Source organism: Leptospira sanjuanensis (assembly GCF_022267325.1).
Taxonomy (GTDB): domain Bacteria; phylum Spirochaetota; class Leptospiria; order Leptospirales; family Leptospiraceae; genus Leptospira; species Leptospira sanjuanensis.
Window position 1 is genome coordinate 993,901 of the sequence record NZ_JAIZBG010000001.1, and the last position, 24,957, is coordinate 1,018,857.

Genomic DNA, 24,957 nt, shown 5'->3' on the forward strand with positions numbered 1-24,957 from the left:
GTTTTCATGATCTAGATTCTCCGATGGGAAGAAGAATCAAAAGTCCGGACAAGAAGAACAGAATGGAACCGGCCCAAATGAATTTTACGAGAGGATTTACCCAGACTTCAAGGTTTGCTACGATCTGTCTCGGGAAACGATTGAAATTCTCCAGTTTGCGTACAGGTTGATTCTCGCTCGTGAACAGATAATTCATAAACAAAAGAGGAAGATCGGGATTTTCATCCGAGAGATCGGAATGTTCGATGGCTCCGAGCTGGATGTACAAATCCTCCTTCGGTGTGGAAGTGATCGAAGGTTCGCTTGTGGGGATATGGGTTTCAAAGTCCCCGCTCAAATGCGAGATCTGCGGATAAAATCTTCGTTCCGTAACCATCGTGGAAAATTCTTTCAAATGACGTTTGACTTGAAACGTGGCTTCATGGGAAACGATCACGTTCTGAATGTTCAGACCGTTCTTCGCGTCCCCGTTTACGAGAGGTTTGATCTTAAGAGTGTTCGCGGAAATCTGATAGTTTCCGAGAACTCCCGTATCCTGACTGGAATAGACGATTTCGTTCTTTTCCGGAGGGTTCAAAAAGTAGAAAAACTTAATGGACGTGTTTTGTTTGAATGCGTTCCCCGCAAAGCCGATAAACAAGATCACCATCGCCAAGTGAACGAGATAACCTCCGTATCTTCTTTTGTTTTTGAGAAGCATACGAAAGCCCGCAAAGAAATAGTTTTCTCCAGGATACGATGCCTTGCGTGCGGTGATTCCCCGATGATATTCCTGTGCGATTCCCGCGATCGTAAAAATTCCGAGACCGACGGCGATCACAGAATAAACTTCGCCCAACACGTCCCCGAGGCTGTAGTCGCTGATCGTAAAGTTCTGCGAGTAAAAAAGAACGTATGCGCCCGCTCCGGCGATTCCGACTAACAACGGTTTGAAGAGAGTGGAAAAGAAAATCTTGTCCGCGCCTTTTCTCCAAGCAAGAAGAGGAGCCGAACCCATGAGCAGAATCAAAAGGATTCCGGACGGAACACCCCAAGAGTTGAACCAAGGCGCCTTGAATTCTCTTCCATACAAAAGAGGGGAAAATACGCCGAGCAGAATCGCGAGCGTCGCGATCACGAGTAGAAAGTTGTTAAAAAGAAAACTTCCCTCTTTGGAAGTCATGGCTTCGAGATTGCGTTCCGGCTTGAGGGCGTTTCTGCGGTATATCAAAAAGCCGAGAAAGAAAACGAAACTGATTCCGATGTAGATGATGAAAGGAGTTCCGATCGTGGATTTGGAAAAGCTGTGCGGTCCTTCGAGAACTCCGCTTCGAGTGATCCAGGTTCCCAATAAACAGAAATGGAACGCGAGGATGATCAAAAGCATATTCCAAAACTTTAACATTCCTCTTCGTTCCTGAATGATCATGGAATGAAGAAAGGCGGTGGATAACAACCAAGGCATAAGCGAAGCGTTCTCGACAGGGTCCCAAGCCCAATAACCGCCCCAGCCCAATTCTTCGTACGCCCATTTGGAACCGAGGAGAATTCCCGTTCCCAAAAAGAACCAGGAAAAGATCGTCCATCTTCTTACGAAACGAAACCAGTTTTCGGAAAGATGTCCCGTGATCAAAGCGGAAGCGGCGATCGCGAACGGAATCGCAAAACTCACGTAACCCACGTACAAAATCGGCGGATGGATGACCATGGCCCAGTGCTGCAGCAAAGGGTTGAGTCCTCGGCCTGCGACCGCGGCGGGTTGAAACTCGCGGAAGGGTTGGGCGTCGGGATAAAAAACGGCGAGATACGAAAAGAACGCCGCGATTACGGCTAACGTGAGATTTAGGATCGGGATTCGATCCTGAACGAACTCTCTCGTTTGCCAGAGAACGATGAATGTGAACAGGGAAAGAAGGAGATTCCAAAACAGAAGGGAACCGGAGGAACCCGACCAAATCCCGGTCAGTCTGTAAAACAACGGAAGGTGTTCGTTGGAATGCATGACCACGTAGTAGTTGGAAAGATCGGTTCTAAACAGTTGAACGAGTAAAACGGTAAACGCGAGAAGAATGACGGCGGTGTTTGCCATCAACGTGTATCTTCCCAATTCGATCGCTTTTTTATCCTGTTTCCAGATTCCGTAAGAGGTTTGAGCGATCGAAAAAAGAAGGATTGCAAAGGACGTAATGATGCAGAGCGCGCCGAAATCATTCATATTAAAAAATTGGAATCCTTTTTACTTGTTTTCTTCCGAATAATCGGCTTCGTATTTGGAGGCGCACTTCGCTTCCACGTGATCGGAAACGAGAACGCCGTCCTTCATATAACCGTCGACTCTGGCACGGGTTCCTTCCTTAAACGCGTCTGGAAGAAGGGATTCTCCCGTGAAAAAAACAGGGATCTGCTTTTCGTTGAATTCTAAGATAAACTTTGCGGTTTTGCCTTCACGAACCACGGAACCGAGTTTCACGAATCCTCTCACTCTCAAAAGATCGTCTTGGTATTTGACGGGAGAAGCGGCGAGCTCGGAAGCGTCGAGCAAGGTATAAGAGGTTTCCTTGGAGGAGAAGTAGGCGATGGAGCCGAGGGAAACGAGAATGATTCCCGCGAGGACCGTAAATTTGATGTTCATCGTAAAAATTCCGAATGTTTTTCGTTTTAGACCATGAAATCAGAGCGGATGGAGGGAGAAAAGTGGAAATATCCCCGTTTTATTCCGCACCGATCGAAGTTTAGGAATTCTTGATCTTGTGAACGAGAATTCCGATCCATTCCTTGATCGAAATCGTGGAGTTTTCGAGACAGGAAGTGGAAGGGAAAAAGTTGTCCAACGTCAAAACCGCCTTCTGCGTTCTAAAATCCGTGGGAAAGGGGATGATCGTGATCCCTTTTTCCTGAAAGATTTCCACGGAACGTTTCATATGAAAGGAAGAAGTCACCAGAATCACGGAAGTCCAGCCGCGTTCTTTGAGTAACTCCATCGCAAAACTCTTGTTCTCCGCCGTGTTTCGGCTTTTCGATTCCAGAATCAGGGAAGAACTCGGGATTCCCATCTGTTTTAAAAATCGTCCGGCCGGTTCCGACTCGGGAACTTCTTGATAAAAAAGATTTCCGGACCCTCCGGAAAATAGAATTCTCGGAGCCTTTTTGGCATTGTAAAGCCTGACCGTCTCGGTGAGTCTTTCGGCTGTGTTATACAATTCCACGGGTTCGTCGTGAACGCTCAACGTGGAAACCATACCGCCTAACACGAGTATTACGTCCGCCTTCGGAACTTTTTCCAAAGAAACCGGGGGATAATAGAGCTCCAAGGATCGGATCAGAGTTTGCGAAACGGTGCTCGTGGATAAGATCCAAAGAAAAAGAACCGGAATCCAAACGGAGAATTTTTCCTTCCAGTTCTTAAGCCTCGCTCCGACGAACAAAAGAATCAGAAGAACCAAGGACAAAGGAAATAAGACGAGCGTGGCTAATTTGGAAATGGAGAATAAGATCGTGGACATAGATTCGTCCGGGATTGGAAGTCCCGGCTCCTGTGTTTGTTTAACGAAAGAAGCGGAGTTTATTCGAGCAGTTTTCCGCCGACCGCCCAATTTTCTTTGGCGACTTCTTCGATGACGATGTATGTGACTTCGGGAGGTTTTCCCGCTACTCTATGCAACGTTTCGGAAAATTCTTTAACGATCTCTTCTTTTTGTTTGCGAGTGAGAGGACCGGCGACTTGTAAGTTGACGTAAGGCATGGTAAAAAACGGCTCCGCGTGAAATGATATGCTTCATTGCGACGAGCGGACGGAAATTGTAAATCGGTTTTTGAAATCAGGATCGTTGCGCGCTCTAAAAACGGTTGGGCGTTTCCGCGCATACGATCCTAGATAAGCAGAAAATACCGATCCATGCGCGGACCGGGCTCTCTGCTTCGGTCAAGTTATTGTAAGATTTTTCGAATTTGAAACTTGGATTTTAAAATTCAATAACTTGACCCCGCGTCGATCCCTAACGCATCGAGCTTCGTTTCCGCTTCGCAGAAGTCAACGCGGATGTTTCTTCGGATTTTGATTAAATCGCTCTTTTAACTCAGCGTCTCGCTCGACAGGTCGTGTTACATTCCATCCGGAGTAAATGCGGCTCGATACGCTTCAAGAGGACAAGTCAAGTAAGAACAGGATTTCGCACCCGTCGTTTTCGGAGCTTCTTCGTCTTCAGAAGCTTCCGCGTCTCCGGTCCAAATTCCTTTCGAAGTCAATTCGGCGCAGGAAACCTTGATCGAGTTGGATTTTTGTCTTCCGGAAGAATAGCCCTGACAGCTCCAAACGGGAATTTCCGTAAAACAAGTGCAGTTTCCTTGGAACGCCTGCGTGTCCGTGCAATAGACGCAATCCGCTTTCGTTTCGTTGAACGCGCTCGCAAGAAGACGGATCGCCTGATCCCGATCGTATTCTTCCTTGTTATTTTGACAGAATAAAACCGGAACGATTAAGAATATTAGAATGTACTGTTTCATCTTCTTCTCCTATTGAATGACAGTAAACGGGAACGAGACTTTGAGGATCGCGTTGATTCCGGGGTTTAGAGCGTAGTCTTTGTAGCGGCTCAAATGATCCACGTAAGCGACGTTGAATACGTTTTGTACGCTGAGATCGACGGTCGGTTTGGACGTTCCGTCTCCGAAATACGGAAGTTCGAAACCGAGTCCGATGTCCGTAAGATTGTAACCCTTGCTCGGGGTTTCTTTGGGATCGACCCGGTATTGGGAATCGTAAAATCTTCCGTTGATCGAAACGTAAAAATTCTTCATGCCCCAAAGGGATTCCTCCGTCCAACGGAGACCGGCGCGCGCGCGGTTCGGAGTCGTTCTCGGAAGAGGATTCGTGTCGTTCTGATTTCGAGCGTGAACGATATCGATCCCGCCGGAAAGAACGAGTTTGCGGGTGACTTCTGCTTGGATCGAGAATTCTCCCCCTCGGAGCATCGCGTCTCCCTGTTTGTATTTGTATTTCGGAAGACCGGATTCCGGATCGATCTCCGCGATGCTTGCGGCATATATGAAATTTTGAATGTGATTTTGAAATGCGCTGATCTCGGTTTGAATCCGGGAAGAAGCGTATCGGAACGACAGATCCAAGTTATTCGAATATTCCGGTTTGAGGGTGTCCTTTCCGATTTCGAATTTTCCGGTCCCTTCGTGGACTCCGTTGGAAAAAAGTTCGAACGGGGTAGGGGCGCGAAAACCTCGGCCGTAGTTTAAAACCGTCGAAAACGATTTGTCGATTCTCCAGACGAGCCCCGCGGAACCGGTTGTCGCATAATAATTTTTGGTTTGTTCCGTGATTCCGAGAGCCGCGTTGTTGCGGATATCCGCCGATCGTTTGTCCCCTCGAACTCCCGCGCTCAACGTAACCGAACCGAGTTTGAGTTCCTCCAAAAAATAACCGGCCACGTTCACGATTCCGTAGGAGGGAATCAAGGGTTCGGTTCCGATCGTTCTGTTTTTCTGTTCCAAACCGGAAACGCCGAAGGTTCCTTTCAAAAAATTGAATATAGGTTTGTGATGAAACTTAGCGTCCGCGGTCGCAGTATCGAGAAAAAGATTCAATCCTTGGTATTTCGCACGGGAAGTTGCCTGGTAGTATTGAAAGGATTTGTCGAAAACGTCCACGGATTCGTCCAAAAGAACGTCCTTGATCGGAAGAAGTTTGTTTTTGGATTCGATTTCTCTACGGTTGTTTCTCTGATACGAAAAATCGAGTTCCAGATTACCTGCGGAGAATATTAGAAAAGAATGAAAATGTGATTTTTCGTGCAGAAGTTTTTGATGAACCGTGGATCCGGGATTTTCGTTCGGATTGTCGAATAAATCCTGGGTTTGTTCCCTTCGAAACGAATCCACGTAAAAGTTTCCCCATTTGCCGTCGAGACCGATCGAAGCGCTCTGGTTTTTTTCGATCATACCCGTGTTCGGAATCGTTCCGTTCGGTGTCGTAATTCTTCCCGCTTTACGCGTGTTCGAGCTGGCGCGATAACCGAAACCGTCTATGTTCCCGAAGACGGCGAAATTGCCCGCGTCCTGTTTGTTGTTCGAATAACTGTTAGAATTGAAAATCCCGGCCATTCTCGGAACGCCTTCTCCGCTGAGAGGAGCCTTGTCGCGGATGACGTTGACCACTCCTCCGAGAGCGTCCGAACCGTAGAGCAAACTTCCCGGACCGCGGATGATTTCAATTTTTTGAATATTAAAAGCGTCTAATTCGACCGTATGATCGTCCCCGAACTGCTGTTCTTCCTGGCGGATTCCGTCGGTCATGACGAGAACTCTTTGCCCCGTCAAACCTCGGATGATCGGTTTGGAAGTCCCGGCTCCCGTGGTTAGGTTGGAAACACCGGGAGTGTTGTTGATCGCGGACATGGCGGTTTCGCCGCGTTGCCGATCGAGTTGTCTACCCGACAAAACCGTGATCGGTTGCGGAGAAGTCAAAAAGTCCGAGATCGTCGATTTTGCCGTGACGTTGATCGCCGATTCGTCAAGAGAACTTTTTGCTAATGCGAACTGAATCTTCTGGTCCTTCTCACCGATCGTGACGGAGAGGGATTCGGAATGATATCCCCTCGCGATCGCGATCAATGTGTATTTCCCGGGAGGAACGTGGTCCAAGACGAACTCTCCTTTGTCGTCGCTAACCGCGCTTTTTCTCGATTCTTGGATGAGAACTCGAGCGTTGGGAACGGGATTCCCTTCCTTATCTTTGACGCTTCCCGTTAAAGCGACATCCAAGGCGAAAATGGAAAACGGGGAAAGAAAAATAGAAAATAAGAATATTCTAAAATAATACTGTAATTGCTTTTTCAAGCGAAACTCCCGGACAAACGTCCTAATCGATCAAAACGAAACGAAATCGAATTCTTTAGATAAGCGGGAGTGAAAGAGGGGGAGCGCGGCCTAAACGTATCGGATCGAGATCAAAGGATAAAACGAAGATCCGTGAAAAAGGAAATTTCTCAGTTTGCAGAACAGGAAAAGAACTTCGGATTAAAAAATCGGGATTCCAAAACGAATGGGACTCCCGTTGGAACTGACAGATCGGACAAGTCGGGGATGTTTTCGTTTCCTGATGGGAAGAGTAGGATTCGTGAGAAAGGTTGGAGATCTCTATTTCAGCATGGGTATGAAACTCCTTTCCCATCGAAACGACGAGCAGAAGAACAAGAAATCCGGATTTGAAACCTTTGCCGATCATTCTAAGTTATCGCTAATGATAAACCAATATTAGTAAGAGCGTCAAAACTGTAAAATCAAAAATGAAAGATTCTTGATTTCGTTTCCGCTTTTTTGCGGTTTATGCTTAGACGGTTGCGGTTTTCATCCAACTCATGTCTATGCTATAAAAGTCGAATCGAGGTGCGTATGCTGGAGTTGAGACCGATCTGTGAAAATTGCGAGAAGCCGTTGCCTCCCGAATCGACGGAAGCTTTGATTTGTTCTTTCGAATGTACGTTTTGCGTATCCTGCAACGAAAAATATCTGATGGATATTTGTCCGAACTGCGGAGGAAATTTTGTTCCCCGTCCGATTCGACCCGTACGTAATTGGAAAGGGGATAATTATCTGGGAAAATATCCGGCAAGCGCCAAAAAGAAATTCAGACCCGTGAATGCGACCGAACATCTGGCATTCGCAAAGAAACTTTCGGAAATTCCGCCAAATCAGCGTTAAACGATTATTTTCTCAGAGTGGACATTTCGACGATCGCGGATCGCGGAATTCGGATTTGTCCTGCGTCGATCGTGCTGATCGTGTAATGATCTCCGATCTCGATCAAATAACCTTCCTTGATCTTTCCGTCGTTCGTCTTGATCTGAACGTAGGGACGGGAGGATTTTTGCTCCGATTCCTCGATCTTTCGGAAGGATTCCAAATCCGTCGGTTCGTATTTGTTAAGCGACTTGTTTTCCCGAATCTTTTGTAAGGAATCGAGCTGAGAGCGTAGAACGGATTCTTCTTTGGACGATAACGGACCGATCTGGATCGTAGTAGGCGCGTTCTGCGAAGAATCGACAGTGCGTTCGGCGATCGATCCCGCATCCATTCGGATGACTTGTTCCGTTTCGGTGCTGTTTATAGATTGAACTTCGATTTTTCCTTCGATCAATAGAATTCTTTCTTTATCCGGAATCGCGGAAACCAACAAGGAAGTTCCCAGCAAGACGGAGCGGATATGAGGACTATTCGCTTCGACCGAGATCCCTTCCGGTTTGTGAACGGAAGAAAACAGGAGCGAACCGCTGTGAACGGAGATTCTCAACGTTTTTCCTTTCGATTCGATCGATGTGAGCGTGTTCGGAAAGAGTCGGAGCGAGAAGGTTCCAAGTCCGTCCAATGTCAGATCACAAAAGGATTGATTCTTTGTGGACAGTTCAATTTGAAAATTTGACGAGGCGTTGTGTTCGCAGATTCCCTGACTTGCTTTTAAATTTACCGCGATTTTGTAAGAATCTTCTCGCGTTTGATAAAATAAGAATATTCCAAAAACGAAAAATAGAGAAGCGGCTGCCGATAAAAATACTCCGGTTTTCTTCCAAGGAGAAATCATACTCTTAGGAGGAATCGGGAACTGATTCGGATCGAGAGAGCGCAAGAGCGTTTTGACGCGCATCAATTCAAAATATTCTTTTTGCGCCTCAGGATCGTTCATTAGATCCTTTGAAAGTTTTTCGGAGTCCGATGCGTTGGAGAAAAGCTGAAGCAGAATTTGTTTTGATTTTTCTTTCATTCTTTCCCTCCTTGCAGCCAGCTTCCGTCGATTCCGGATGTTTTTAATTCTTCCCTTAAAAGCGTTAGTGCGGAAACCAATCTTCTACTAACGGTTCTTTGTGCGATTCCCGTATGGGAAGACGTTTCCGCGATGGACTTCCCATGTATACAATGAAGAATCACGATCGATTTTTCAGGTTCTTTGAGTAAATGTATGGATTTCGATAATTTTTCTAATAAAAGTTTCTCTTCTTCCATTTTATACGCCGAAGTTTCGTAAGAAGAAACTAAATTCTCCCAAGAAGAAAATTCGACGAGGTCTTTTTCTTTTCGACTTTTTCGAAAGTAGTCGATTAACTCGTTTCTCGCAATCGAATATACCCACGTGCTTTCCGATCCTTTGCTCGAATCGAATCGTTCACGATGGTTGTGCACCTTGATAAAAGTTTCCTGGCATAATTCTTCCGCAGTCTCGTTGGTAATTCCGGACTTTAGAAAGAAAAACTTGAGTTTATTATAGTAACTCTTATACAGGTATTCAACGTTGTCTAAATTTACACTCATCCGTGGAGAAGCACTTCCAAGTCTTACTACGAATGGACGTTTGCATGCTTGCCAAAATTTTTCCCCGCTTTGACAAAAAATATTATTTTATAACTTTTCTTTTGATCCCCCCGCTTTTGTTCTCTTTGGATTTGAACGCGGACGTTCTAATACTGAAAGATGGGAAACGAATTAAAGCCGATAAGATTACGATGAAGAATGGCAATTCGGTTGAAATCCGAATCGGAAAAGAAACTCAAGTCATCGAATTTTCAAAGGTGGAATCTATTTTGCCGGAATTCCCCGCCAAAAAGGATCCCAAAGAGATTCGGAAAGAAAAAATTTCCAAGTTACAGGATCGTTCTCCTGTGAAAACGCGAGAGAACACCGGTCCGCTTTCCCCGGAATCGTTACCTTCGAAAACCGTGGAACCCGCAGAAAATAATGCGACAATGCTTGCAGAGCCTAAAATAAAGAATCGGTATTACCGTTTGCAGGCGTTGATTCCAGGTTGGTCGCCGCTTTTGCTTTCGGACGATTACAAAGTGAAAGCGACGGGCGGGATCATCGCAGCATCGGAGTTGTATCTTTTGTATCGAGGTTTCGAATTTTTTGCAAAACCGGAACGTTACTATCAGGCTCCTTCAGGCCCTTCTTCAGAAGCAACGATTCCATGGCTCTTAAGCATCAGTTCTGGATTAAATGCAAGCGCCAACGGGATTCCCGTCTTGTATTTTAATATGCAGGCTCCACACCTTGTCGTTACGCAGCGTGGTCACGTGATGGAGGATTCCGAGTTCAATCGGCAGAAGGAATTTTATGCGCTTGCGCTCGTAACGGTTTTGACCTTGGACATCGTGTTCGGTAGCGCGAATTTAATCGAAGGGAATATTAAAAGTGTCCGCTTGATTACAAGCGACGGAGGGAGAACTTCTTCGGTCGCCATCACCTGGGTTTTTTAGGATCAACTCTTAAAACTGAATTCGATTTATGCCTTTTCATCCCTAAGAACGAAAAACGCGCACGATCAAAAATTTACTTTATACAATTTTTTTGGCGAAGATACGAGGTGTCTCCGTATTCATTCATAGATTTTGTAAAAAGGAGAATCTATGATGAGAAATATAAAATTTATGTTGGTGATTGTTTCACTCATTGGAACGATTGTTTGCGGCCAGTCTAAAAAAGACGATTCGAATGACGTCGCTGCACTTGCACTGTTGGCACAAATAAGTTCCGATCAAAAGCTTAATTCGCAAGTAAGTCAATTATTCTCAGCCCTTTATCCTTTGCCTGCAGATGCGAATTCGAACGCAAGAGCCTTGGGCGACGTTGATCCTTTGTATAATCCGTTTGCCGCAGTCATTACTCAGGCTTGTCAATTGGGCGGGTCACAGACAATTGACGGAACTTTGACGGGTGGAGCCACCGGTAACACCGGAAACGATCTACTTTGGAGTTACGATAATTGCAAAGAAAATTCGATCGGTGTCGGTCCTAACGGAAATGCGATTCCGGTTCCGCTGACCTATAACGGAACTTTGAAACGATCTTTGAATCAAAGATTCAACTCGTCGACTTCGGGTAACGTCTTTACTTCTATCAATTCCGGCACAGATCGAATTCAATCGTCTAATTATTCCATTAACGGAATCACCTTTCCTACTTTTGATATTACCTTTACAAGAAACGATTCGGTTTATACCCGAACAGAATATCAAACCGGAAAATTCAAAGGAGTTTTGGAAGAACACGTAAAGGTCACCGGCCTATTTGACGGAAAGGCAGTCGATACGACCATTAACTATAAGATTTACTTCGGGGGCCAATAATATAGAGTTTCTCCGTATGCCGAGATTCGAAGTTACATCGAATTTCGGCATGCGAATTTTCTCAATCCATCATTCGCGTCTTCGTTCTCGAAAGTGCGATTTTGATTGCGGCCTGATCGTAAGTTTTTTATTCCTCTTGAATCCTCGTCTTGGATGTCAGTTCAGATTATAGATTTGATTTCCCGAGAAGTCGTCTCTAAGAACACCAATTATAGATCGTTGCTTATTGTTTATAACTTTTGATCGAATTCGGGCCGTTTCCCGATTTTTAAGTCGCCGCCTGAATGAAATACATTAGGCGAAACTGATCTAAAATAGTAAGGAAAATGAAAAAGGAATTTGCCGCGTTCGGCGTTGCGAATACGTTGTCCCGGCAGTTAAACGATCGAAAAATATCAAGGTTTCGCTTAACGCGTATTTTGGTCGAATCGTAGACGAAAAAAAATCTCACTCGGAGCATCGTATGAAAAAAATACTATTTCTCACCGCCTTGTTGGCGATTGGTTCGATCGGTTGTAAGCCTTGTTCGGACTTGGAAGCAAGAATCTGCTCGGATCTCGGGCCGAAATGTGAAAAATGGAAAACTCTCGGAAAGCCGGGAATGCCTTCGGCGGATCAGGATCAATATCGTTCTGGAAGAAGAAAGTTGATCGGTGTTTTGTTGGAGAGTGTAGGGTTGCTCGAGGCGAACGCACAGGTGTGTCAGGGTATGTCGAGTAATTACGATTCTCTTATTGAAAGGTTGAAACAATCGATCCAATAAAATAATACCTGAGGGCTTTGAACATACGGGTTTCCGTTTAATACTACGAAACCCGCTCGGGACATTGCCAAATTTTCCTTTTAGAGAACGCTTAAAATTCTTTGCAGAGTTTTTTGTTTTTCCTCAAACGGAAAGAAGTGAGTCGTTCCCGGCCATATCTCCAAAGTCGATTTCGAGTTTCCGGATTGAATTCGTTTCGCTCCTTTCGGAGAACATACCTCGTGCGGCTCCGGAATCGTGATATGCGTTTCCGTTTTGATTCTTCCGTATTGGAACAAACTCAAATAACTTACGGAATCGAAGATCTTCGCTTCTACTTCCGGCAAACAACGCAGAATCGCTTCTCCGTTCGGTCCGCTTCGAAAACAGCTTCGGATGTAGTCGTCGTAGATTTCCGCATCCATCTTAAAGAAAGAAGGCGTTCGTTTGTAGAGTTTGGAAACCGTTTCGAGATTCTTAAATTCCCTTCTTCGTTTAATCGCGACTTTTGCGAGCGGATTGTGAAAAAGGCGGGAATATGTTACTTTCAAAAAATCTAATACAACAGGATCGTTTGCGATCACTTTCCTGAATTTTTCGGGAGAATGATACGAAGAAAGAATAAGACTCGCACCGCCCAAAGAATGACCGACACCGATAATATCCCGCAAGTTTTCCACCTCGATCAACGCAAGAACTTGATCTCGGAAGAAATACCAATTCTTAAAATCGAGAGTCGAATCGGATTCCCCGTGACCCGCAAAATCCAGCGCGATCACTCGGTGTGTCTTTGAAAGTTCTTCGATATAATAGCGATAGGTGAGGGCGCTGTATCCGTTGGCGTGACAGAGAAGAACTACCCGATCGTTTTGAAAATCCGGTTCGGTATCGATATAAGAAAGATTCAGTCCCCTGAAGGAAAAGGTTTTTCTGAGCATAAAGGAGAGATTTGACCTTGATCTTTCCAACTCCTTCGGTGAACTGGTTTTCGTAAAGCCAAAACCGGAGCTTCTTATGCAGATTCAAGTTCTTATCGTTTTTATCATCGCTCTTGCGTTTAACGCTTTGGCTAACATTCTCATTAAGGCGAGTTCACTCGGCGATGCGAGTGAGAAACCCGAAGGTATAGCCGGTATTCTTCAAGTGATTCTCAATCCTATCTTTATCGGCGGATTAGCTTCGTTCGGGTTGGCTTTGTTGGGTTATCGTTTCGTTTTAGGGAAGGGATTAAAACTTTCGCTCGCCTATCCGGTTTTTACGAGTGCGGGTTTTATCATCGTTTTGATCGTTTCCTCCATCGCATTCAAAGAGAGACTGACTTGGCCGCAATGGGCGGGAATCGTTTTGATTATGGCGGGCGTTTGGCTTTGTGCGGCCAACATGTTCGAAGCTAAGTCTTGATCGTTTGTCATTGTTAAAGAAGAACGGATCGCTTCGAGTTAATAAGAAATCGATCATCGACCGAAAGGGAGAATTCTCCCGTTCTTTTATTGAAATCTCACTTCAAACAATTGATTGGCCGTCGAATCCGCGACAAGTAGTCTTTGATTGGCACAGTCGATCTTAACGACACCGATCGCTTGAAACGTATGCGCGATCGTCGTCACGTTGAGATCGGGATCGACGATTCTGATTTTGTTCGAAACCGAGTCCGAAACAAACATCGTTCCACTGTTATCCAAGGCGATATGGGCGGGGCCGTTGAAAGAAGCGCTTGTTCCGTTTCCATCCACGCTTGCACCCGTTCCGGTTCCTAACAGTGTGGAAACCTGCATCGTATCCAGATTGATTTTGCGAATTCGATGATCTTGAATGTCCGCAACCAGCAGAGAATTCTTTTTACGATCGTAAACGACGCCGATCGGAGATTTGAATAAGGCCGTTAAGACGTCGCCGTCTTGATATCCCAAGGAACTTCCCGACAACGTGCTGACCGATTGAAAGTTTAGATTGAATTTTCGAATGTCGCGATTGCCGAGTTCTCCCAAGTATAAATTCCTTTCTCGGTCGAAATCCATAAAGAAGGGGCCGTTGAACAAAGCTCCGGAATTGTCTCCGTTTTGTAATCCTGCGGCGCCGACGGGGCTCCCCGCAAACAAAGTGAATTGATCCAACGCGTTGATCTTGTAAATCTGCGCGCTGCTTTTGCACGAAACGTATTTATCTCCGGTGACTGAGTCGTATTTGATACCGGCCGGATCGCCTAACGTGAAGCTGGTGCTTAAAGAAGTGACGAAGCCGGCTGCGGTAACGATTTTGCGAATCTTGTTCGCATTTTGCTCCGTAACGTAGATATTCCCGAACGAATCCAATTCGATTCCGAACGGGTTTTGGAACGAAGCCGTAGCGATGGTTCCGTCGATGCTGGAGGCCGCTCCGGTTCCGGCAAACACCGTGACCGCCGGATTGTTCGTTACTTTCATTCTGCACAAATAACATTCTTTAAGAATGCAATCGAGAACCGTGTTTTCAAACCAAGCCGAACTCATTAGAATGCTCGGGTTATAGACCGGTTCCGCGGAACAGGAAATTAAGAAGAATGATAAGAAAAGAATTCTGTGGATCATCGCGTTTGTCCGAACGAAACGATTCCAGAATAATCGTCCCGGAAAAAATTACGATAGGAAAAACGTTTGGAAATTTCTTTTTTCCATAAAAATCCGTAATTAGGGACGGCGGATTCAAAGGGAAAGCTCGCATTTTTACGCGATCCATCGGAGAGAGGCTCGGTCGGAATCGGAAAAAACCCCGCAAAAAAGTGTATCTCTATTTCTTCTTCCGTTCTCTATGGATTAAGATTCTTCATTGAGAGGTTGTCGTTAAATGAACAAAGGTCCACTTTCCGGAGTGAAAGTAATCGATTTGAGTCTTCTTCTTCCCGGTCCGCTTTGCTCCATGTATTTGGGAGATATGGGGGCCGACGTGATCAAGATCGAAAATCCGAGAGCGATGGATGCGACTCGCGTGATGTTTAAGAAAGCGAACGGAGCGCCTTCCTTATTTCTGATGTTAAACCGAAATAAAAAAGCGATCACTCTCAATCTAAAAAAGGAAAAATCCAAAGAGATTCTTTTTAAATTATTAGAAGATGCTGATATACTTTTGGAAGGATTCCGTCCGGACGGACTTGCAAAAATGGGACTTGGTTACGACGACTTGAAGGAACGTTTTCCTAGATTGATCTATTGCGGAATCTACGGATATGGAACCGAAGGGAAATACAGGGATTTTGCTGGACACGACGTGAACTATCTTTCTCTTTCGGGAGTTCTTTCGCAAACGGGTAAAACTCCTCAGATTCCCGGTTATCAGCTCGCCGATATCGGCGGAGGAACGATGACCGCGCTTGCTTCGATTTTAGCGGCTTTGTATGCGAGAGAAAAAACGGGCAAAGGACAGAAGATCGCGATTTCCATGATGGATTCCTCGCTTCCGTTTCTTTCCTTATACGGAGGAATCTTTGCGGCGACCGGAAAAAATCCGGAAGGCGGGAACGAACTTCTTTCCGGTAAATTACCGAATTATAATGTTTATCGGACCAAGGAAGGACGATGGGTCGCGCTCGGCGCTTTGGAAGATATGTTCTTTAAAACCTTCTTACGTCAATCCGGACTGGATAAACACTTGGAGGAATTTCCGGCGGAGGAAAAAAACTTTTCCAAGTGGAAGGAAATTCTCACTTCTTACTTCGCGTCGAAAACATTCGAAGATTTGAATGTAATTTTTGAAAACGAGGATTCCTGTCTGACTCCGGTTAAGACGATGGAAGAGGTCAGTAAAGATCCCGTTCTAAAGGAACGCGGTATGATCTTGGATAAAAAACATCCGACATACGGCGACTACTTTCAATTCGGAGCGCCGTTTCCCTTCTCCGCAACCCCGGTCACGTATCGTTTGGACCCCCCGAATCATGGGGAACATAATGCGTCGATCTATCAATCCTTAGGTTATTCGGCGGAAGAAATCGAAACGATGAAAAAGGAAAAAGTGATTTGAACGCGCTTTGAAATAGGAAAGACATCGAAATATTTTTCCAAGGGCGATTAGTTTGAAAACCGAAACAGAACGTTCGTTCTTGGAAAACGTTTAGCAAAGAAGGGTTTTATTTTTGTTTGGCGAGGGAGAATTCTTCGTTAGAAAATTCTAAATTTAGAATGGATAAAAAAGGAGAAAAACAAGCCTATGCTCGGTTTTTTACCCTATATTTTGGTTTGATCTAATCGCCGTTAAAAAAAAAGTAGGATCAGAACACTCTCGTAAGAAGGGACAAACCGATGTACCAGGAATTTACCGAACAGCAGATCGAAATCAGAGACCAGATCCGTAATTTCGTGAAGAAAGAAATCACACACGAAGTAGCGATCCACTGGGACGAAGAAAATAAACATCCCGAAGAACTCATCAATCGTATGAGAAAAGAACTGGGAGTCAACGGTTTGACCATCCCTGAAGAATACGGCGGCTGGGGACTCGGTTCCGTTGAACAGTGCCTCGTGACCGAAGAACTTTCCAGAGGATGTCTCGGAATCTCTCTTTGTTTCGGTTACACAGGTCTTGGAATCCTTCCTATCTTAAAAGGAGCTTCTCACGAGCAAAAGAAAAAGTGGCTTCCTCCCGTCGTTGACGGAGAATACGGAGTTTCTTTCTGTCTTTCCGAGCCTGGTGCGGGATCGGATGTTCCTGGTATGAGCACTACCGCCGTTAAGAAAGGCGACAAGTGGGTCATCAACGGAACAAAACAATGGATCACCGGCGGCGGTAGCGCTGGAGCTTATACTGTATTTGCATATACCGATAAAGGAAGAGGAACCAGAGGAGTTAGCTGTTTCTACGTGAAGAGAGACACTCCCGGTTTGACCGTCGGTAAGAAAGAAGACAAACTCGGAATCCGTGCATCCGATACCCGTCAGATCATCTTCGAAGATTGTGCCGTTGAAGAAGCGAACATGATCGGAAAAGAAAACTTAGGATTTATTTACGCGCTTCAAACTCTGAACGCTTCCCGTCCTTACGTTGCGGCGATGGGAGTGGGTGTCGCTCAAGCGGCTCTTGATTACGCATCCAAATACGCAAGACAAAGAGAGCAGTTCGGATCCAAGATCTCCAGCTTCCAAGCGGTTCAGCACATGCTTGCGGATATGTCGATCGGTCTCGAAACTTCCCGCCAAGTAACTTATCTTGCGGCGAGAATGTCCGATGCGGAAGATCCAAGACTTCCGAAGTATTCCGCGATCGCAAAAGCGCACGCTTCCGAAACCGCAATGAAATGCGCTCTCGATGCGGTTCAGATCTTCGGCGGATACGGTTACACAAAAGAGTATCCTGTTGAAAAACTGATGAGAGACGCGAAGATTCTTTGTATCTTCGAAGGAACGACTCAGATTCAAAAGAACGAGATCGCAGCTTACGTTATCCGCGAGGCGGCGTCCGCAAAATAAGAATCTTCGAAAGATTCTTTTCGAAAAGTCCGAACGAATTGAGATTTCGGTCGGGTTGGACGAAAAACGTTATAAAGGCGCTTGGTCGAAAGACCGGCGCCTTTTTTCATTCTCGTTTCGATTCTTAGAACGAATTCGACTCAAAGAAACCGGAGTGATCCCCAGATAGGAAGCGATATGGTATTGAGGAATGACTTCTTCGATATTCGGATAGGTTTCTTTTAAAAGTTCGTATCGTTCTTCCGCGTTCAAGGCAAGAAGTTCGTATTCTCGTTTTGCCTTTTTTAGAAATAAATTTTCCGCGACTATACGACCTAAACGTTCCCAAGCGATATGAGTTTCATACAAGGCGGCGAGTTCGGAAAAATTTGCGACGGCGATTTTGCAATCGGTGATCGCGCGTATGTTGCAGGTCGAGGGTTGTCCGGAAAGAAGATCGAAATACGAACCAGTGAATTCTCCGGGAAAGTTGAAACTCTTGATATATTCGTTTCCGTCGGATGTGAGATAGTATTCCCGCAATACGCCGGAAAATACGAAGGCGAACTCGGTGGGAACTTTTCCTTGTCGTATTAAAAAATCTCCGTAGGACAAATCCCGTATCGAATAAACAAGGCCCGCTTTTCTCCAGATTTCGATCGGAATCGGAGAGATGGAATTCACTTTCTCGTAAATCGTCCGCCACTCCGCGCTGTCTTCTTTTACTTCAAAATCCGCCACTCGATTGAGTGAAACGGGAAAGAAATTTTTGGCAATGATTATTAAAGACGAGTCTGCGGTTCTCGGGATTTTCGCTCGCAAATTTTTCCGAACCTTTTCAAAACAAGATTGGAAAAAAATTTCCAAAACGAAACAACGATCGTTCGAATCGTCCTTGTGTTCGCAAAAAAGACGGCCGCCTTCCAAAAAGCGCCCGTCTTCGATTGGAATCAGCGAATCGATCGTAAAAACGGAAGCGCGGCTTCTAAAAATCCTTGCGGATCTTCCGCAAACGGGACATGACCCGTTTTTAAAAAGACCAATTTCGAACCGGCGATTTTTTGATGCAGTCTTTCGCCGAGTTCGGGAAGGATGACGGGGTCGTTTTTTCCCCAGACGATCAAAGTAGGCGCCGTGATTTGCGAAACCTTTTCTCTTAGATCGTGTCTTTCATCGCCGAAACTTTTCCAAATTGCGGCTCGGATGTTCGGAGAGCCTTCGATTTCCTTTTTCTCACCGATTCGATTCAAAATGGATTTCGTATATTCGTTTTCGACTTTGATATAGTAGTTCGGAAACGAATTCCAAGTCGCGTTCGTAAACCAAAGTGTGCTCATCAGTTTTACGAAAATTCTCGTCTTAAAATCGGGATCGTTGAGTCCGCCCGTGTCTACGAGAATCAAACCTTTTACTAAATTCGGTTTGTCTAATGCGATTTTCATCGAAGCGAAGCCGCCGAGCGAATTGCCGATAAAAACGGCTCCTTCGGGTGCGAGTTTTTCGACGATTTCAGGGAGAATCTCCGCATATCCAACGGCGGATGCGGAATCGAACGGTTTCGGAGAGCCGGATTGGCCGTGACCGGGCCAGTCGAGACCGATGATTCTATAAGATTTTTCTAATGTAGGAATCACGGCGTCGAAGTCGCGGTGTTCGTGTCCCGGTCCGGCGGAATGAAGCAATACGATCGATTCTCCTTTCCCTTGGATCCAGTAAGCCACGCTGCCCATCCGGGTTCTGATATATCCTGTCGGTTTTTCGTCGGAAAAGGTTCCTGGTTCTTTGGTTGCGGTTTGCATTTCCTGTCCTCCCGAACACGCGATGATAAGTCCGATCATAAAGATCGCTGCGATACGAATTCGATTTTTCATACGCTCGAGTTTGGATCGAAAGGTGGAAAAAGTCAAGACTGCCGGCGTTCGAAGCGTCCGGAATCCGATTATCCTAGGATAATCTATTTTTTTCGGGTAATGGCCCAGCGAACCAATTTCAATAAGGGTTTGGTCCAAACGGGAGGACTCGGGTTGCTGAGGGAAGTTTTCGGAAACAGGAGAAAGAATTCAAGAGGAACTATGATCTTCTTTTCTAAAAGTTCATTACGATTTCTATACGCCCGCAGTTTATCTTCGTTTAACATCGTGTAGATGGAATTGATACCGTTTTCATCGATCAAAAAAGTCCTAAGATAAACCGGTTTGCCGTTTTTATAAACGAGAAGACTTTCGGCGCCGTTGCTTTCCGTGTAATAAAGGTCCGTGTCCGTAAACACCGGATTTTTGGAAGTACGGATGAGAAAGGCCGCCACTCGTTCCTTTCCGAAGAGAGGAATTCTCGCCGCGTGAACCTTACCGCCTCCGTCCGACCAAAGAACGATCTCTTCCTTTAAAAACGGAAGAAGGAGTTCCGGCTGTCCTTTGGAAGAAGCCAAAAGAAAATTATGAAGCAGCTTTCGTTTCGTTTCCTTATCGGGCGAGAATTTCCTTCGATCGGATTTCAAAGCTTCCTTCGCGCGTTTGAGGGTTTGTCTGCAATTTTCCTGCGTTTTTCCAACCGCTTCCGCGATAACTTTATAATCCAGTTCGAACGATTCGCGCAGGATAAAAACCGCTCGTTCAATCGGATTCAATTTTTCTAATAGATGAAGAAAGGCCAGATCCAGTGTTTCCGGATCCGGCTCTTCGATTTCGGGCGAAGTCGGGATCGGTTCCGGCAGCCAAGGCCCGATATAGGTTTCTCGTTTGTTTTTCACTTTGCGGAGAGTGTCGAGGGATAGACGCGTGGCAATCGTGGACAAAAAAGCTCTCGGTGAACGGATTTCGTCGGAACCGGATTTTTCCCAACGCAGAAACGATTCTTGAACGATATCTTCCGCGTCGTTGACGCTTCCGGTCATTCGATACGCGATCCCGAAAACGAGAGACTTGTGTTCTAAAAATTGCCCGAGTCTATCCACGATCATTTCTCCGATTCTGTCGCAAGAACCGCGGTTCCGAATTCCGCTTCGGTTTCAGGAAAGGATTTCCAGAAATAAAAATCGAACCATTTTTCAAGTCGGAAGGAAAGGATCGTGTATTTACAGATCAATTCTTTGATCCAAACGGCGCTTCGTGACGTCCAGATTTTCAAAGTCGGAGAATCGTCCGGATTGGATTCTTGGATCACTCCGTCGTTTCTTCCAAGACTTACGTTTCTCCCCAAATACGCGAGCGAGAATGGCGCGATTCCTTTTTTGGATTTTGCGCCGAGTCGATGAGAAAGTCTTTCCGCCGCGTAGATTCCCATCGGAAGCGCGGTCGCACAAGCCATTCTCAAATGATCGTAACCGGAAGAAACCACTTGCACACAATCGCCCGCGCCGATGATTTCCGGATAATCCTCCACTTCGAGGAATTGATTAACGTAAACCTGACCGATCGGATTGGTTCTTAGGCCCGATTGTCCTCCCACTTTTGAAGCGGAAAGTCCGCTCGATAAAACGCAGAAATCGTGTTCGATTCTTTTCCCGTCCGCGGTTACGAGTGCAGCGTCTTCGTATTCCATAATTTTAGAATGTTCTAAAATTCTTACGTTCTTATTTTCGAAAAATTCTCTCAGTTTTTTCTGTGCGGGAACGGAAAAACCTTTTCCAAGCGGACTTGCGTCCACGAGTGTCAGTCGAAGGTTCGGAAAATTCTCCGCAAGTTCCGCGGCGGTTTCGATTCCGCTCAAACCGGCTCCGAGAACGGTGATCTTCGCGCTCGGATTCGATTTTAGAAGTTCGCGCATCTTCGCACATTCTTCCGTTTCCGAAATTCGAAAGTAAACGTTCGTGTTGATTTTTGTAGCGGATGAACCTTGCACTCCGAGGGAATAAACGAGGTGATCGTATTTCAAAGCGGAACCGCTTTCGAGAACCACACGTTTGGATTTCGGTTCGATCTTTGCGATTTTCCCGATTACGAGTTTTACGTTTTTATGAAGAAGCGATCGTACTGTGTACGTGTTTTTGAGAGTTCCCGCGAGTAGTTGATGGTTTCGTATTCTTTCCTGAAACGTTTCCTGAGCGGTCACCAATACGATCTCAATCGGAAGTTTTTTTCTGACGAGACGATTGGCTGCGATGATCCCCGCGTATCCTCCGCCTGCGATCAGAACGGTTTTGATTTGCGACATGTTTGCCTCCTGTTCTAAAAGGAAGACGCAGGTCCGGAAGGTCGCGTGACAAAGAATGAAATTTTTTCTTTCATAAATCGCGACGGTTTGCGAACGATAAAAGGTTTCTTTTTTTTTAACACGAAATATGTAATCAGAATTGTTCTAAATTCGAATTGACAGAAGAAGTTCCCGTTCGAAACTTTGACCCAGGATGGTCCATATGCTTAGGATTTTGTCCATTTTTCTTTTGATTTCGTTTCTATTCTTGCTCAGCGGCTGCAAAGAACCGGTTCAAAAAGCCGAACTGGAAGGTTTTGTGGTTAAGAACGTAATTCATCCCAACAACAATCCTTACAACAAGGATAAGGTCGAATTGGGAAAACTGCTCTATTTTGATAAGCGACTTTCACTCAAAGGAGATACGAACTGCGCGATCTGTCATTCCGTGGAACTTCAAAACACGGAGAAGAATTCCGTTCCCCGCAATAAGATTCATAATTCTTCGGCGCCTTCTTTGACGAACGTGGGTTTGTATAAGGACGTATTTAACGATCCGCAAGCGAACGATCTGGAAGATATCGTAAAGGAACGCGTTCACACGGCGGTTATGCTCAAGGATGAGAAGACGATCGTTGCAAGACTCAATCAGGTTCCCGAATACCGCGAACTTTTCGAAAAGTCGTTCGGTTCTCCGGGAATCACGATGGATCGGATCGTTAAGGCGATTTCAGCTTTTGAAAGAACCATCGTTTCCAAAAATTCCAAGTTCGATCGTTACGTCATGGGGGAGGAATCCGCTCTTTCTCCGGCTCAAAAACGCGGACTCGACGTGTTCATGAATAAGGCGAAGTGTTCCCAGTGTCACAAAGGTCCGAACTTTTCCGATTCGGAAAAACATACGACCGGGTTGAAAGGAATTACACAAACCGTGCGGACTCCGAGTCTGCGCGACGTGAGTAAAAAGAACGAATTCATGCACAACGGAGAATTTACGAAACTGGAAGATGTAGTGGACCATTTCGTAAACGGCGGATCGAAGGGTTCGATCGAGGATCCTCTTCTCAAACCTTCGGCGATCACCGAAGAAGAGAAAAAGGATCTGATCGAGTTTCTGAAATCCTTGGAAGGGGAATCTCATCCATTAGAAATGCCTAAAATTCCGAAGGCGTAGAATTTTCTGCTTCGATCGAGCATACGCTAATCAAAACCCAAAATGGGGGAATTCGTACTTCGCCGAAATGATAGAGTACGATTCGGAATCTCCAAAATCGAACCGTCGTAGTTTGGAGGCTCACACAAAGATTCCACTTATAGAAAGGATTCTTTCGGCACTTACCGGTTTACAGTCCTCCGATCTCAGATAAGAATCAAAACGATTTCGTTTTGTGATCGGTTTTGAATTTGGAAATTTATTTCAGCAGATGTTTTAAAAAAAAATGTCAGCTTCCGGAATCGATTTTTTCTAGAAGTGAAATCAAGATTCTTCTTTCTTCATAAGTCGTATGTTTGTAAATTCTCGCGAACATCTTTCGAGAGGAACGAATTACTGCGGCCCTTGCAGCTTTTCCTTTTTCGGTTAAGATGATTTCGGAAATCCGAGAATCTTCTATGTTTTTAAATCTTTCCACATAACCGTTCGCGACCAATCGTTTTACAATCTGTGTCACAGTTGATCGATCTCTGAAAATTTTCTTCGAGATGGAAGTCATAGATTCCGGCATCTTATTGCGCAGCGCGCAGAGGACGGCTCCTTGAGGCGGGCTTATATCCTTATATCCTTCTTTTTTGTAACTCAAAGAAAGACTGTAGAAGATTCTTTCCGAAATTCCGGAGAGCAGATGTACGATCTTTTCGGGTTGTACGCTCATACAACGGAACTCCTAAAAATACTTGGTACTAAAAGCAAATACTGCCATCGGAGATTCTTCATTCGGTCATTTACGTTGACCGCTTCCGTTCGAGATATAGACAAATCCTTATGAAACAAACTTCATCCACTTTTAACTTTGAAAGTATCGAGATCAACGAAAAATACTGCGGACCTCCGAAGAGCGGAAACGGGGGATACATTGCAGGAATTACCGCGAATCCGATTCAAAAAGACGCGGCGGTTATTAAAATAAAAGCGCCCGGTCCGTTGAACGAAACCTTGTATTACTCTCTCAATTCCAGCACAAATGGAATTAAATTATTGAGTAAGGAGACCGACTCGGTCATCGCGGAAGCTCAGGAGGATCCCGAATTTTTTATGGAAGTTCCCGAGTTGAATTCTTCCATCTTAGAAGACATCCGGAATCCCGAAGAGCAATACCTAGGCTTTCAGAGACATCCCTTTCCCACGTGTTTCGTATGCGGTCCGCAGCGAAATCACGAGGACGGGATGAGAATCTTTTCAGCGAAGATCCCGGATCAAAAAGGTTTTAGTCATCTTCACGGCGCATTCTGGAACCCTTGGAAAGACCTGGGCGATGCGGACGGAAAAATCCGAAACGAAATCGTATGGGCGGCGCTGGATTGTCCCGGAGGTTTTGCTGTTTCTTACGTGGATCCGACTATGATCGTTCTTGTAAAATTGCGAGGAAGAATTTTGGAGAGCTTATTCACGGATGTTCCGTATGCGATTCTGTCCTGGGAAATCGGAAGAAATCGCAGACAGAGAACACCCGGGACCGCGATCTATCGAATTGAAGATCGCAAGTGTGTCGCTTATTCCGAGGCGTTATGGATGGTTCCCGGAAACTGGAATCCGGAGAATCAAAAGGAAATATAAAATTAGAATATACTAAAATGGATGGGAGGACTCGTTATGTGTGTCCAAAAAACGCCGACTCTTAGTTTCGTAAACGCATACTTTTTTCAAACTCTTCAGGGATATATGCACTATAAATACCGGAAGATAAAAAAAATGCTTTTTGAAGATCTGCCGGATACGGTCGTCGAGCTAGGCCCGGGGGTGGGTTCGAACCTGAGATATTTCAACCCGGGCACGACTCTTTTAGCCGTGGAACCAAACGAGGGAATGCACTCTCTTTTGAAAAAGAATTCGGAGAAGTATTCGATCAATACGGAACTGTTGAATTTATCCGCGGAAAAGCTTCCGTTTCCCGATTCTTCCGTGGATGCCGTCGTTTGCAGTTTGGTTCTTTGCACGGTCGAAAAGCCGGATCAAGTATTGAAAGAGATCAAACGTGTTCTAAAGGCGGGAGGCAAATTGATCTTCTTGGAACACGTCGTCGCGAAACAAGGATCCTGGATCGAGTGGATTCAAAGAATCGTCTTTAAACCTTGGCTGTGGTTTTTTGAAGGTTGTCGACTAAACAGAGATACGTATCAAGCCCTCCAGAACGCGAATTTTTCGAGTTTGAAAATCGAAAGTCTTACTTTGCCGACGATCTTTTTGCCGATCCGACCTCATATTTACGGAACCGCGATCAAATAAGATTTTTAGTGTATATGGCTCCCGGGAAATCCGATAACCCGTGATTTCCCGGGAGCCACGATCTGTTTTAAAACTTAAAAATGCTGGAACTCACTCATTTGTGGATGATATAGATGATTTCGA

Annotated in this window: 26 protein-coding genes; 10 read left to right on the plus strand and 16 right to left on the minus strand. The window is 45.3% G+C overall.

Annotated elements, in window-relative coordinates; all coding sequences use genetic code 11:
• Window positions 1-4 precede the first annotated feature (4 nt).
• From LFX25_RS04545 to LFX25_RS20915, 7 genes are all read right to left on the minus strand, one after another.
• Window positions 5-2,194 (minus strand): heme lyase CcmF/NrfE family subunit, encoded by a 2,190-nt coding sequence (locus LFX25_RS04545; RefSeq protein WP_238729180.1) that lies wholly within the window; start codon window positions 2,192-2,194, stop codon window positions 5-7.
• Between the two features lie 21 nt (window positions 2,195-2,215).
• Window positions 2,216-2,611 (minus strand): cytochrome c maturation protein CcmE domain-containing protein, encoded by a 396-nt coding sequence (locus LFX25_RS04550; protein WP_238729181.1) that lies wholly within the window; start codon window positions 2,609-2,611, stop codon window positions 2,216-2,218.
• A gap of 100 nt (window positions 2,612-2,711) precedes the next feature.
• A complete protein-coding gene (locus LFX25_RS04555) occupies window positions 2,712-3,482 on the minus strand; it encodes a YdcF family protein (RefSeq protein ID WP_238729182.1) in 771 nt (256 codons plus the stop codon).
• Window positions 3,483-3,541: 59 nt separating this feature from the next.
• The gene (locus tag LFX25_RS04560) at window positions 3,542-3,721 is read right to left on the minus strand and encodes a tautomerase family protein (protein WP_238729183.1); all 180 of its coding nucleotides are present in this window, start codon (window positions 3,719-3,721) and stop codon (window positions 3,542-3,544) included.
• A 359-nt stretch (window positions 3,722-4,080) separates the two neighbouring features.
• Window positions 4,081-4,482, minus strand: coding sequence for a hypothetical protein (locus LFX25_RS04565; RefSeq protein WP_238729184.1), 402 nt, complete (start codon window positions 4,480-4,482; stop codon window positions 4,081-4,083).
• A 9-nt stretch (window positions 4,483-4,491) separates the two neighbouring features.
• Complete coding sequence (locus LFX25_RS04570) at window positions 4,492-6,825, minus strand: TonB-dependent receptor (protein WP_238729185.1); 2,334 nt, start codon at window positions 6,823-6,825, stop codon at window positions 4,492-4,494.
• Window positions 6,826-6,880: 55 nt separating this feature from the next.
• Complete coding sequence (locus LFX25_RS20915; protein WP_406600473.1) at window positions 6,881-7,213, minus strand: LIC10965 family protein; 333 nt, start codon at window positions 7,211-7,213, stop codon at window positions 6,881-6,883.
• Window positions 7,214-7,380: 167 nt separating this feature from the next.
• Here LFX25_RS20915 and LFX25_RS04575 point away from each other — a divergent pair, with 167 nt between their 5' ends.
• On the plus strand, window positions 7,381-7,689 hold the full coding sequence (locus LFX25_RS04575; protein WP_238729186.1) for a DUF1272 domain-containing protein: 309 nt from the start codon (window positions 7,381-7,383) through the stop codon (window positions 7,687-7,689).
• Between the two features lie 4 nt (window positions 7,690-7,693).
• Here LFX25_RS04575 and rsx read toward each other — a convergent pair whose 3' ends face one another.
• Both rsx and LFX25_RS04585 read right to left on the minus strand, forming a co-directional pair.
• Complete coding sequence (rsx, locus tag LFX25_RS04580; protein ID WP_238729187.1) at window positions 7,694-8,746, minus strand: LIMLP_03685 family anti-sigma factor; 1,053 nt, start codon at window positions 8,744-8,746, stop codon at window positions 7,694-7,696.
• Complete coding sequence (locus LFX25_RS04585) at window positions 8,743-9,291, minus strand: RNA polymerase sigma factor (RefSeq protein WP_238729188.1); 549 nt, start codon at window positions 9,289-9,291, stop codon at window positions 8,743-8,745. The genes rsx and LFX25_RS04585 overlap by 4 nt, the downstream gene beginning before the upstream one ends.
• 44 nt (window positions 9,292-9,335) lie before the next feature.
• On the opposite strand from LFX25_RS04585, the gene LFX25_RS04590 reads away from it, so the two are divergent.
• The 3 genes from LFX25_RS04590 (at window position 9,336) to LFX25_RS04600 (ending at window position 11,865) form a co-directional block, all read left to right on the plus strand.
• Window positions 9,336-10,232, plus strand: a complete 897-nt coding sequence (locus LFX25_RS04590) for a hypothetical protein (RefSeq protein WP_238729189.1) — start codon at window positions 9,336-9,338, stop codon at window positions 10,230-10,232.
• 150 nt (window positions 10,233-10,382) lie between these two features.
• Complete coding sequence (gene srp, locus LFX25_RS04595; RefSeq protein WP_238729190.1) at window positions 10,383-11,102, plus strand: sigma factor SigX-regulated lipoprotein; 720 nt, start codon at window positions 10,383-10,385, stop codon at window positions 11,100-11,102.
• A gap of 463 nt (window positions 11,103-11,565) precedes the next feature.
• Window positions 11,566-11,865, plus strand: a complete 300-nt coding sequence (locus tag LFX25_RS04600; protein ID WP_238729191.1) for a hypothetical protein — start codon at window positions 11,566-11,568, stop codon at window positions 11,863-11,865.
• An 80-nt stretch (window positions 11,866-11,945) separates the two neighbouring features.
• On the opposite strand, the gene LFX25_RS04605 is transcribed toward LFX25_RS04600, so the two are convergent.
• On the minus strand, window positions 11,946-12,782 hold the full coding sequence (locus LFX25_RS04605; RefSeq protein ID WP_238729192.1) for an alpha/beta fold hydrolase: 837 nt from the start codon (window positions 12,780-12,782) through the stop codon (window positions 11,946-11,948).
• Between the two features lie 76 nt (window positions 12,783-12,858).
• Between LFX25_RS04605 and LFX25_RS04610 the strand changes: the two genes are divergently transcribed.
• On the plus strand, window positions 12,859-13,245 hold the full coding sequence (locus LFX25_RS04610; RefSeq protein ID WP_238729193.1) for a DMT family transporter: 387 nt from the start codon (window positions 12,859-12,861) through the stop codon (window positions 13,243-13,245).
• Between the two features lie 86 nt (window positions 13,246-13,331).
• On the opposite strand, the gene LFX25_RS04615 is transcribed toward LFX25_RS04610, so the two are convergent.
• On the minus strand, window positions 13,332-14,411 hold the full coding sequence (locus tag LFX25_RS04615) for an NHL repeat-containing protein (RefSeq protein ID WP_238729194.1): 1,080 nt from the start codon (window positions 14,409-14,411) through the stop codon (window positions 13,332-13,334).
• 328 nt (window positions 14,412-14,739) lie between these two features.
• Between LFX25_RS04615 and LFX25_RS04620 the strand changes: the two genes are divergently transcribed.
• A complete protein-coding gene (locus LFX25_RS04620) occupies window positions 14,740-15,840 on the plus strand; it encodes a CaiB/BaiF CoA transferase family protein (protein ID WP_319936839.1) in 1,101 nt (366 codons plus the stop codon).
• Window positions 15,841-16,118: 278 nt separating this feature from the next.
• Window positions 16,119-17,282 carry an acyl-CoA dehydrogenase family protein gene (locus LFX25_RS04625; RefSeq protein WP_118955578.1) on the plus strand — a complete coding sequence of 388 codons (1,164 nt, stop codon included), beginning with the start codon at window positions 16,119-16,121 and terminating at the stop codon, window positions 17,280-17,282.
• A 69-nt stretch (window positions 17,283-17,351) separates the two neighbouring features.
• Here the strand turns inward: LFX25_RS04625 and LFX25_RS04630 are convergent, their stop codons facing one another.
• The 4 genes from LFX25_RS04630 to LFX25_RS04645 all read right to left on the minus strand — a co-directional run bounded on the left by LFX25_RS04630 (window position 17,352) and on the right by LFX25_RS04645 (window position 21,413).
• Complete coding sequence (locus LFX25_RS04630) at window positions 17,352-17,945, minus strand: Crp/Fnr family transcriptional regulator (protein ID WP_406600474.1); 594 nt, start codon at window positions 17,943-17,945, stop codon at window positions 17,352-17,354.
• A gap of 266 nt (window positions 17,946-18,211) precedes the next feature.
• Entirely contained in the window at window positions 18,212-19,060 is an 849-nt protein-coding gene (locus LFX25_RS04635) for an alpha/beta fold hydrolase (protein ID WP_406600475.1), read from the minus strand.
• A gap of 155 nt (window positions 19,061-19,215) precedes the next feature.
• Complete coding sequence (locus tag LFX25_RS04640) at window positions 19,216-20,214, minus strand: sigma-70 family RNA polymerase sigma factor (RefSeq protein ID WP_238731502.1); 999 nt, start codon at window positions 20,212-20,214, stop codon at window positions 19,216-19,218.
• A 2-nt stretch (window positions 20,215-20,216) separates the two neighbouring features.
• Window positions 20,217-21,413, minus strand: coding sequence for an NAD(P)/FAD-dependent oxidoreductase (locus tag LFX25_RS04645; RefSeq protein WP_238729198.1), 1,197 nt, complete (start codon window positions 21,411-21,413; stop codon window positions 20,217-20,219).
• A gap of 202 nt (window positions 21,414-21,615) precedes the next feature.
• Here LFX25_RS04645 and LFX25_RS04650 point away from each other — a divergent pair, with 202 nt between their 5' ends.
• The gene (locus LFX25_RS04650; protein ID WP_238729199.1) at window positions 21,616-22,566 is read left to right on the plus strand and encodes a cytochrome-c peroxidase; all 951 of its coding nucleotides are present in this window, start codon (window positions 21,616-21,618) and stop codon (window positions 22,564-22,566) included.
• Window positions 22,567-22,834: 268 nt separating this feature from the next.
• On the opposite strand, the gene LFX25_RS04655 is transcribed toward LFX25_RS04650, so the two are convergent.
• Window positions 22,835-23,263, minus strand: a complete 429-nt coding sequence (locus LFX25_RS04655; protein ID WP_238729200.1) for a MarR family winged helix-turn-helix transcriptional regulator — start codon at window positions 23,261-23,263, stop codon at window positions 22,835-22,837.
• A gap of 110 nt (window positions 23,264-23,373) precedes the next feature.
• Here LFX25_RS04655 and LFX25_RS04660 point away from each other — a divergent pair, with 110 nt between their 5' ends.
• Window positions 23,374-24,165: a hypothetical protein gene (locus LFX25_RS04660; RefSeq protein WP_238729201.1), complete on the plus strand. Its 792-nt coding sequence runs from the start codon at window positions 23,374-23,376 to the stop codon at window positions 24,163-24,165.
• Window positions 24,166-24,201: 36 nt separating this feature from the next.
• Complete coding sequence (locus tag LFX25_RS04665; protein ID WP_255717754.1) at window positions 24,202-24,834, plus strand: class I SAM-dependent methyltransferase; 633 nt, start codon at window positions 24,202-24,204, stop codon at window positions 24,832-24,834.
• Window positions 24,835-24,957 lie beyond the last annotated feature (123 nt).

Excerpts from the sequence above, each read along its gene's own strand:
- LFX25_RS04645 (WP_238729198.1), bottom strand. The coding sequence starts at position 21,413 with ATGTCGCAAATCAAAACCGTTCTGATCGCAGGCGGAGGATACGCGGGG.
- LFX25_RS04550 (WP_238729181.1), bottom strand. The coding sequence starts at position 2,611 with ATGAACATCAAATTTACGGTCCTCGCGGGAATCATTCTCGTTTCCCTC.
- LFX25_RS04605 (WP_238729192.1), bottom strand. The coding sequence starts at position 12,782 with ATGCTCAGAAAAACCTTTTCCTTCAGGGGACTGAATCTTTCTTATATC.
- srp (WP_238729190.1), top strand. The coding sequence starts at position 10,383 with ATGATGAGAAATATAAAATTTATGTTGGTGATTGTTTCACTCATTGGA.
- LFX25_RS20915 (WP_406600473.1), bottom strand. The coding sequence starts at position 7,213 with ATGATCGGCAAAGGTTTCAAATCCGGATTTCTTGTTCTTCTGCTCGTC.
- LFX25_RS04555 (WP_238729182.1), bottom strand. The coding sequence starts at position 3,482 with ATGTCCACGATCTTATTCTCCATTTCCAAATTAGCCACGCTCGTCTTA.
- LFX25_RS04635 (WP_406600475.1), bottom strand. The coding sequence starts at position 19,060 with ATGCAAACCGCAACCAAAGAACCAGGAACCTTTTCCGACGAAAAACCG.
- LFX25_RS04585 (WP_238729188.1), bottom strand. The coding sequence starts at position 9,291 with ATGAGTGTAAATTTAGACAACGTTGAATACCTGTATAAGAGTTACTAT.
- LFX25_RS04590 (WP_238729189.1), top strand. The coding sequence starts at position 9,336 with ATGCTTGCCAAAATTTTTCCCCGCTTTGACAAAAAATATTATTTTATA.
- LFX25_RS04545 (WP_238729180.1), bottom strand. The coding sequence starts at position 2,194 with ATGAATGATTTCGGCGCGCTCTGCATCATTACGTCCTTTGCAATCCTT.
- rsx (WP_238729187.1), bottom strand. The coding sequence starts at position 8,746 with ATGAAAGAAAAATCAAAACAAATTCTGCTTCAGCTTTTCTCCAACGCA.
- LFX25_RS04620 (WP_319936839.1), top strand. The coding sequence starts at position 14,740 with ATGTATTTGGGAGATATGGGGGCCGACGTGATCAAGATCGAAAATCCG.
- LFX25_RS04660 (WP_238729201.1), top strand. The coding sequence starts at position 23,374 with ATGAAACAAACTTCATCCACTTTTAACTTTGAAAGTATCGAGATCAAC.
- LFX25_RS04650 (WP_238729199.1), top strand. The coding sequence starts at position 21,616 with ATGCTTAGGATTTTGTCCATTTTTCTTTTGATTTCGTTTCTATTCTTG.
- LFX25_RS04625 (WP_118955578.1), top strand. The coding sequence starts at position 16,119 with ATGTACCAGGAATTTACCGAACAGCAGATCGAAATCAGAGACCAGATC.
- LFX25_RS04665 (WP_255717754.1), top strand. The coding sequence starts at position 24,202 with ATGTGTGTCCAAAAAACGCCGACTCTTAGTTTCGTAAACGCATACTTT.
- LFX25_RS04610 (WP_238729193.1), top strand. The coding sequence starts at position 12,859 with ATGCAGATTCAAGTTCTTATCGTTTTTATCATCGCTCTTGCGTTTAAC.
- LFX25_RS04615 (WP_238729194.1), bottom strand. The coding sequence starts at position 14,411 with ATGATCCACAGAATTCTTTTCTTATCATTCTTCTTAATTTCCTGTTCC.
- LFX25_RS04565 (WP_238729184.1), bottom strand. The coding sequence starts at position 4,482 with ATGAAACAGTACATTCTAATATTCTTAATCGTTCCGGTTTTATTCTGT.
- LFX25_RS04600 (WP_238729191.1), top strand. The coding sequence starts at position 11,566 with ATGAAAAAAATACTATTTCTCACCGCCTTGTTGGCGATTGGTTCGATC.
- LFX25_RS04560 (WP_238729183.1), bottom strand. The coding sequence starts at position 3,721 with ATGCCTTACGTCAACTTACAAGTCGCCGGTCCTCTCACTCGCAAACAA.
- LFX25_RS04655 (WP_238729200.1), bottom strand. The coding sequence starts at position 23,263 with ATGAGCGTACAACCCGAAAAGATCGTACATCTGCTCTCCGGAATTTCG.
- LFX25_RS04575 (WP_238729186.1), top strand. The coding sequence starts at position 7,381 with ATGCTGGAGTTGAGACCGATCTGTGAAAATTGCGAGAAGCCGTTGCCT.